Below are 6,690 nucleotides of genomic sequence, written 5' to 3'. Positions count from 1 at the left end.
GGTTCTTGGTGCGTCGATAGATCAAGGTCGCCTTCGTTCGCCGCATCGAATGCGTACCGTACTCAGCTGGATCAAGACCCAGCTCCTCAACCCACCCCTCGAGAATACGAGCGTACTGGCGTGTGCCGAGATGTGGGGAAGCGTGGACACGGCTTGGGAACAGAAAATCTTCTGGCTTCCGCCCCGCTTGCTTGATCCACTTCTGCACAGCATCGCGCGTTACCGGCGTGATCTCGAACTGCACAGGACGTTGGGTCTTGTGCTGCATCACCACGGCGCGTGTCGCCACTTGGTCGCCGTGGCAGATGTCCGGCACTTTGAGGCCGACTAGGTCGCAGCCGCGGAGCTTGCTGTCGATCCCGAGGTTGAAAAGCGCAAGCTCGCGCACCCGATGCTCCATTTGCAGACGAACCCGGAGCGCCCAGATGTCCTTGACCTTGAACGGCGCTTTTTGCCCGACTATCTTTCCCTTGTTCCATGGCTCGCGATGGACGGCGCTATGACTAGCTTCCATGATGGACTCCCATCAAGTTGAGGGAGATCAACCATGCACCGACCAGCAATCAACCACCCTGGCCACGGTCAAACCAGACCAAGTGGCGCCGACCTCCCCAAGGGCTGCTTTCGGGCGACGACGCCACCAGGCGGTCCCGGCCATGAGCAGCCGGTCATCCATCGGAGCGCAAGGCGCGGTATGGGACACATAGCTGACACTGAGACGTCGGCCGGAACGACTGCTCGAGGGAACCTACGTACCCTACGGCTTGTATGCGACATGCACTTTGTCGATGCGTCCGTTGAAGCTGAAGGGGGCACGGTCGTAGTAGTCGAGCGCAACCGGCGAGCCCAGATCCACGCCGACGTCGAACGTCTCTGTGGCGGTGAACGCCAGCGGCAGCGTGTAAGGCACGCTGGTGCGGCCGACCTCGGCGCCATCGACCCGCATGACGATCTGGGCCGCAGAGCCGGGCTTGGGTGACGCTACCACCGTCTCAACCTCGATGCGGACGCGGCCAGCGGGCAATGCAGCCGTCGAGCGCGCCACGCTGCGCTTGAGCGCCAGTGCGTTGTACTCATAGACCAGTTGGCCGCGATCGAGATAGAGGGTCACGCCCCCGGCCCCGCCGGCGCCGCGAAGTGAGGTCAATGCACGCGCTTTGGCGCTTTGTCGTGGGCCGTGGAGTGCTCGCTTTGTTCAGCGCGGCCCTGATCGCGCTCGCTGTCCCGGCGGCCGCGCACGACGCGCGCCCCGCTTACCTGGAAATCAGGCAGACGACGCCCGAGCGCTATGACGTGCTCTGGCGAACGCCGGTGCTTGCGGGCATGCCGCTACCGGTTGTTCTCAAGCTTCCGGATGGAACAAATGACATTGTTCCGCCGCACACTCAGGAACTGTCGGATTCCCAGGTCGAACGCCGCGTGATCGAGGCGCCCGGCGGTCTCGCAGGCCGTCGCATCGAGTTCACCGGCTTGCAAGGCACGATCACGGACGTGTTGGTGCGCGTGGAGCTCGCGGATGGCGACATGACGACGACATTGGTGCGGTCATCGCAACCCTGGATCGAGATCTCAGCGATTCCCGAGGGGCCGCTCGCCATCGCGGGCGCTTTCGTGAGGCACGGCATCGAGCACATCCTGCTTGGGTACGACCACCTGCTTTTCGTCTTCGCGCTGCTCCTGATCGTGCCGAGCACATGCGCGCTGGTGTGGTCTATCACCGCCTTCACGCTCGCGCATTCGATCACGCTGGCACTTGCCACATTGGGCGTGGTTCACGTTCCGGGACCGCCGGTCGAGGCTGCGATCGCATTCTCCGTACTGCTGCTCGCGAGCGAGATCGTGCGCACGCGCCGGGGCGAACCCAGCCTGACGGCGCGCTGGCCCTGGGTGATCGCCTTCTGCTTCGGATTGCTTCATGGCTTCGGCTTCGCCGGCGCGCTCTCCGAGATCGGCCTGCCGCGCGGTGACATTCCGCTCGCGCTGTTGGCTTTCAATGTCGGGGTCGAGCTCGGTCAGCTCGCGTTCATCGGCGCAGTGCTGGGAACAATGTGGGTCGCCAAGCGGTCAGGGATTTCGGCTCTTGTCGAGCGCCGCATCGTTCAAGCGGTGCCCTACGCCATCGGCGCGCTCGCGGGGTTCTGGTTCGTCGGGCGCGTCGCCGCGTTCTGGGGTTGAAATACCAGCGTCCGTAGATCGGTGGGCCGACGGCCGTAGCCACCGGTGGTGAATGCGCCCATCGAGCCGTCCGAGTTCTTCTTTAATTTCTGACGGCTCAGGCGGCCTGCAGTACGGCCTCTTCGAAGTTGCGCAGGGGCTTGATGAATGGCTCCAGCAGCTTGCCGGACTGTTCGCTCGTCAGCACTTCGGACGGCGCCAACTTGGTCAGCGTGCGCGCTGCCGGATTTGGCTCCCAAACGTCCTCGCCCAGCAGGCGGCATTGATCGTCATACGGCCAGAACATCTGCATGCCGGGAATGCGAATCAGGTAGTACGCGTTCTCGTCGTCAACCTGGATGCCATTGGCGGCCAAGGTTCTGCCGTGCGTTTGCTGGTACATGGTCGACACCGAAGCGATAAAGTTGTTGGCGACCGCGATCTGTTCGTCCTCCGCGTAAAAGATCGACTGGTTCGTCTGCGCCCAGACGGCGTAGAGCCCCTTGACGGATTCGGCGCCGTCGAGCGTGGCGCTGTTGCCTGCCACTTCGAAGTGATACTTCGGATTCGCGACCGTCATGTCAGGCGAGAAGATTTCTTCATAGCGACCCGCGATCTCGAGGAAGCGGTGACGGTGGTAGGCCTCAAGCATGAACCGGTGACGCGGGTTGGTCGTTACTTTTAGGAGCTCGTCGATGGCGCGGTTGGTCTTGCGTACGTCGAGGTTGGGATTGTTCAGGATCATCATGGGCTCGGTTAGTGGTTGTCGTGTCCATGGATCTTCAATCAGGGTCTCCGGCGGCGCACGGTCACTTACCGACACTTCCTAGTCAGTTCTCGCCATTCCGGTGGTTACCCTTACACCAAAGCGGCGAGCCGACACTCGCTTAGCGTGCCCATGCCGCTGCAAGGGTGAGCTTGCGCCAGGTCCGGTCGACCATTATCCGAAGATGAGCACTCCCCGGGGTTGCTTTGCTCCGACCAAGCCGCTCCAACGACCGGCGTGACCTATCGACACCGGACGGTTGAGTGAGAAGTGGGGAGCGGCGTAGGTGCACCGAGCCATCGGTGATCATGTCGATTCGGCATCGGATGAGATGTCGAATGTCTCATCCCGCTCGCATTGCTGACATGCTCGGGGCAAGGCCGAAGGACTTCGATGGGCCGGAATTGCCGTCCAAAGGCCGAAGGGGAAATGCCGTTCTGCAGCGAATGCCGACATCGAGGCTAGGTCCGTTTGATGCGGGAGAGCCCTACCACGGTCAGCCGGAAGACCTTCGCAAGGTCGGATCGAACGGTTTTCTACGGTGTCATGCGCGCGTCCAGTCTGTGTGTTGCTTGCCCCGATGGTGCCTAAGCAAAAGCGAACGCTGCTGACCGTTGGCTCAACGCGGAGGCGAAACGTCCAGCGTGACCGGTCGCGGCGTCACCTGGCCGCTGTCGATCCACAGTTCGCCCACGGAAATCGGCAGGCTGAAGCGACGCGGTCCCGCGCTGCCCGGGTTGACGAACAGCACCCCGTCGCGCTCGGCCATCGACGGCTTGTGCGAGTGACCCGACACCACCACACGCACGTTCGCACCGGCCGCAGCCAGGTTCAGATCGGCGATGTCGTGCACCGCGTGCACCGCGACGCCGCCCAGCACCACCGTCAACGACACGGGAATTTCGGCCGCCCATGGCGCGTGGTCGTTGTTGCCGCGTACCACGCTTACCGGTGCGATCTCCGACAGTCGCGCCAGGATGTCGGGCCCGCCGATGTCGCCGCCGTGGACGATGTGATCGCAGCCTGCGAGGAAGGCCAGGGCTTCGGGGCGCAGGAGGTTGTGGGTGTCGGAGATGAGGGCGATGCGGGGCATGGGAAATGAGGCGCCACGCGCTAGGGGGCTACAACTTTGACCTTCACTCGAACACGCAAGGTGATCGGCTGACCGTTGTGGCCTTTCGCCATAGCCGTATAGGCAAATTCGTCATCGCCGACGAATCCAGGCTGTGGCGTGTAAGTCGCTCGCGGCGGGGTGAAGGAAGCGGTGCCATGTGTGGCAGCAGACGTAATAGAGCCCGAGTAGGCCGCGTTCTGACGTTCGGCCGGAACGCCATAGTTTGTGATCGCGCACGATGCGCCCGTGTTTGCGATGGTCATCTCTGCGACCGCCCCCTGTGGCAATGTGGCGCCTGAAAAGGGCTGGATGTGACAGGTAGCGCTTGTTTCGGCGCCAGCTGCAATCGCAAGTGACGCGGCGGTGAAGAATGTAAGAACTGCGTGAGATTGCATGAGTTACCTTGGTGCCGAAACGGCTGCATCATGAACGATAGCGCCAAGCTAGCATTCCGCGGCGCCCAATGGCCGCACAAGGAGCGACGCACCAGAGCGCTCTTCCATGCGCTGCCTACATCACACCAACATGACAGGCCGGCGCGTTGGTAGCGGAGTGTGGCCTGCGCGTTCGCAGCGACTTCAGACAGTTGGCCTCGAGCAGGCAACGACGCAATCGGCCAGCAACGGACGTTCCGAGCGATCGAATGTATGACGCTATTGGCAGCTAAGCAGTCATCTAACAAGGCGCATCAGCGCTTCAGATCGAGCGCTGATTGACTCGCAAGGAAAGCTTCGCCGCGCTCTCCCGCCGCTCGCTGTACCGATCGACCAGGTACCCTGACACCTCGCGCGTCAGCAGCGTGAACTTGAACAGCTCCTCCATCACATCGACAACGCGCTCGTAGTAGGCCGAGGGCTTCATGCGGCCGAACTCGTCGAACTCGTCGTAGGCCTTGGCGATGGACGACTGGTTGGGGATCGTGATCATGCGCATCCAGCGCCCCAGCACGCGCAGTTGGTTCACCGCGTTGAACGACTGCGAGCCACCCGAGACCTGCATCACGGCGAGCGTCTTGCCCTGCGTCGGCCGCACTGCGCCGACGCTCAGTGGAATCCAGTCGATCTGCGCCTTCATGATGCCGGTCATCGCACCGTGGCGCTCGGGCGAGCACCAGACCATGCCTTCGGCCCACTGCGCCAGGCTGCGCAGCTCCTGCACCTTCGGGTGACTGTCGGGCGCACTGTCGGGCAGCGGCAGGCCGGCCGGATCGAACACGCGCACCTCACCACCCATGGCCGTCAGCAGCCGGCCGGCTTCTTCGACCGCGAGGCGGCTGAACGACCGGTCGCGCAGCGAGCCGTACAGCAGCAGGAACCTTGGAGCGTGGTCCGAAGGTTGGTGCGGCGCCAACCGATCCAGCGTGGGTGCCTCGAAGAGGCTTGCATCGAGGTTCGGGAGACTCGCCACGGCGCGTGCGTGGCGCTGAGTTTGAAGCGTGCTACCGGACACGGCGACCCTCCGCATCAACGACAATTTCGCCGTCCTCCTTCGTGAACGCGCCCCGTTGCGGCTGCGACAGCAGATCAAGCACCAGTTCGGAGGGCCGGCACAGCTTCGTGCCCAGCGGCGTTTCGACGATCGGCCTGCTCATGAGAATTGGGTGTGCCTCGATGGCGTCGAGCAGTTCGGCGTCGGACCACTTCGGATCGGCCAGGCCGAGCTCGTCGTAGGGCGTGCCCTTCTGCCGCAGCACTTCGCGCACGGTGATGCCCATGGCCGCGATCAGTTGCTCGAGGCGCTCCCGGCTCGGCGGCGTCTCGAGGTATTCGACAACGACGGGTTCGATGCCGGCGTTGCGGATGAGGGCCAGCGTGTTGCGCGAAGTGCCGCAAGCCGGGTTGTGAAAGATGGTGATGGAGGAAGGTGATTGCATAACTTCCATCATACGAGTATCGTTGAAATATGGATGAGAAAGACGTTGTGAGATCTCTTGCCGCGCTCGCGCAACCACTGCGCCTGCAGGTGTTCAGGGCCTTGGTGGTTGCCGGCGCCGATGGCCTGACCCCGGGCGCGCTGGTGGAGGCCCTGGGCGTGCCCGCCACCAGCCTGTCCTTCCACCTGAAGGAGCTGACGTCGTCGGGGTTGGTCACGCAGGAACGGCAGAGCCGGAATCTCATCTACCGTGCCGCGTTCAGCCAGGTAGTCGGCCTGATCGGCTACCTGACCGAGAACTGCTGCCAAGGCGCCCCGTGCCTGCCCGCGGCCGAAGCGCTCTGCCAATGCTGACCGAGTTCGCGCCGTCCCGATTCCTTCGGCGATCTTCATGACGGTCTCACAGACTCTGCGCGCCGACGACGCGGCGCCGCCCGCAATCGGCTTTTTCGAGCGCTACCTGACGGTGTGGGCCGCGCTCTGCATCGTCGCTGGCATCGTGCTCGGCCAGCTGCTACCAGGCGTGTTCCGTGCGATCGGCGCCCTCGAGGTGGCCCAGGTCAATGTGCCGGTGGGCGTGCTGATCTGGGTGATGATCATTCCGATGCTGCTGAAGATCGACTTCGCGGCGCTCGGCCAGGTCAAGGCGCACTGGCGCGGCATCGGCGTCACGCTCCTCATCAACTGGGGAGTGAAGCCTTTTTCGATGGCGCTGCTGGGCTACATCTTCATCCGCCACCTGTTCGCGCCGCTCCTGCCGGCGGCGCAACTGGACAGCTATATT

Annotated in this window: 10 protein-coding genes; 3 read left to right on the top strand and 7 right to left on the bottom strand. The window is 63.3% G+C overall.

Features of this window, described 5'->3' with window-relative positions; all coding sequences use genetic code 11:
* Nucleotides 1-514: tyrosine-type recombinase/integrase (locus tag QTH87_RS26120; RefSeq protein ID WP_286613346.1), on the bottom strand; the 514-nt coding region annotated here is incomplete at its 3' end.
* 243 nt (nucleotides 515-757) lie between these two features.
* Nucleotides 758-1,111 (bottom strand): hypothetical protein, encoded by a 354-nt coding sequence (locus QTH87_RS26115; RefSeq protein ID WP_286613344.1) that lies wholly within the window; start codon nucleotides 1,109-1,111, stop codon nucleotides 758-760.
* 35 nt (nucleotides 1,112-1,146) lie between these two features.
* On the opposite strand from QTH87_RS26115, the gene QTH87_RS26110 reads away from it, so the two are divergent.
* The gene (locus QTH87_RS26110) at nucleotides 1,147-2,175 is read left to right on the top strand and encodes a HupE/UreJ family protein (protein ID WP_286613343.1); all 1,029 of its coding nucleotides are present in this window, start codon (nucleotides 1,147-1,149) and stop codon (nucleotides 2,173-2,175) included.
* 97 nt (nucleotides 2,176-2,272) lie between these two features.
* Here QTH87_RS26110 and QTH87_RS26105 read toward each other — a convergent pair whose 3' ends face one another.
* From QTH87_RS26105 to arsC, 5 genes are all read right to left on the bottom strand, one after another.
* Complete coding sequence (locus tag QTH87_RS26105; protein ID WP_286613342.1) at nucleotides 2,273-2,902, bottom strand: hypothetical protein; 630 nt, start codon at nucleotides 2,900-2,902, stop codon at nucleotides 2,273-2,275.
* A 637-nt stretch (nucleotides 2,903-3,539) separates the two neighbouring features.
* Nucleotides 3,540-4,013, bottom strand: a complete 474-nt coding sequence (locus tag QTH87_RS26100; protein WP_286613340.1) for a metallophosphoesterase family protein — start codon at nucleotides 4,011-4,013, stop codon at nucleotides 3,540-3,542.
* A gap of 20 nt (nucleotides 4,014-4,033) precedes the next feature.
* Nucleotides 4,034-4,429 (bottom strand): Ig-like domain-containing protein, encoded by a 396-nt coding sequence (locus tag QTH87_RS26095; RefSeq protein ID WP_286613338.1) that lies wholly within the window; start codon nucleotides 4,427-4,429, stop codon nucleotides 4,034-4,036.
* Nucleotides 4,430-4,730: 301 nt separating this feature from the next.
* Nucleotides 4,731-5,498, bottom strand: a complete 768-nt coding sequence (arsH, locus tag QTH87_RS26090; RefSeq protein WP_286613336.1) for an arsenical resistance protein ArsH — start codon at nucleotides 5,496-5,498, stop codon at nucleotides 4,731-4,733.
* Complete coding sequence (gene arsC, locus QTH87_RS26085; protein WP_286613334.1) at nucleotides 5,473-5,907, bottom strand: arsenate reductase (glutaredoxin); 435 nt, start codon at nucleotides 5,905-5,907, stop codon at nucleotides 5,473-5,475. The genes arsH and arsC overlap by 26 nt, the downstream gene beginning before the upstream one ends.
* Nucleotides 5,908-5,936: 29 nt before the next feature.
* Between arsC and QTH87_RS26080 the strand changes: the two genes are divergently transcribed.
* Together QTH87_RS26080 and QTH87_RS26075 are read left to right on the top strand one after the other, a co-directional pair.
* Complete coding sequence (locus QTH87_RS26080; protein WP_286613332.1) at nucleotides 5,937-6,260, top strand: ArsR/SmtB family transcription factor; 324 nt, start codon at nucleotides 5,937-5,939, stop codon at nucleotides 6,258-6,260.
* Nucleotides 6,261-6,297: 37 nt separating this feature from the next.
* The coding region (locus tag QTH87_RS26075; RefSeq protein ID WP_444812851.1) for an arsenic resistance protein at nucleotides 6,298-6,690 on the top strand (393 nt) is incomplete at its 3' end.

The sequence above is a fragment of the Variovorax jilinensis genome (assembly GCF_030316885.1).
Taxonomy (GTDB): Bacteria; Pseudomonadota; Gammaproteobacteria; order Burkholderiales; family Burkholderiaceae_C; genus Variovorax; species Variovorax jilinensis.
Note: the sequence above shows the minus strand (reverse complement) of the source record. Positions and strands in the feature narration are given on the sequence as shown.

Excerpts from the sequence above, each read along its gene's own strand:
- QTH87_RS26110 (WP_286613343.1), top strand. The coding sequence starts at position 1,147 with ATGCACGCGCTTTGGCGCTTTGTCGTGGGCCGTGGAGTGCTCGCTTTG.
- QTH87_RS26105 (WP_286613342.1), bottom strand. The coding sequence starts at position 2,902 with ATGATGATCCTGAACAATCCCAACCTCGACGTACGCAAGACCAACCGC.
- QTH87_RS26100 (WP_286613340.1), bottom strand. The coding sequence starts at position 4,013 with ATGCCCCGCATCGCCCTCATCTCCGACACCCACAACCTCCTGCGCCCC.
- QTH87_RS26095 (WP_286613338.1), bottom strand. The coding sequence starts at position 4,429 with ATGCAATCTCACGCAGTTCTTACATTCTTCACCGCCGCGTCACTTGCG.
- arsH (WP_286613336.1), bottom strand. The coding sequence starts at position 5,498 with ATGCGGAGGGTCGCCGTGTCCGGTAGCACGCTTCAAACTCAGCGCCAC.
- arsC (WP_286613334.1), bottom strand. The coding sequence starts at position 5,907 with ATGCAATCACCTTCCTCCATCACCATCTTTCACAACCCGGCTTGCGGC.
- QTH87_RS26080 (WP_286613332.1), top strand. The coding sequence starts at position 5,937 with ATGGATGAGAAAGACGTTGTGAGATCTCTTGCCGCGCTCGCGCAACCA.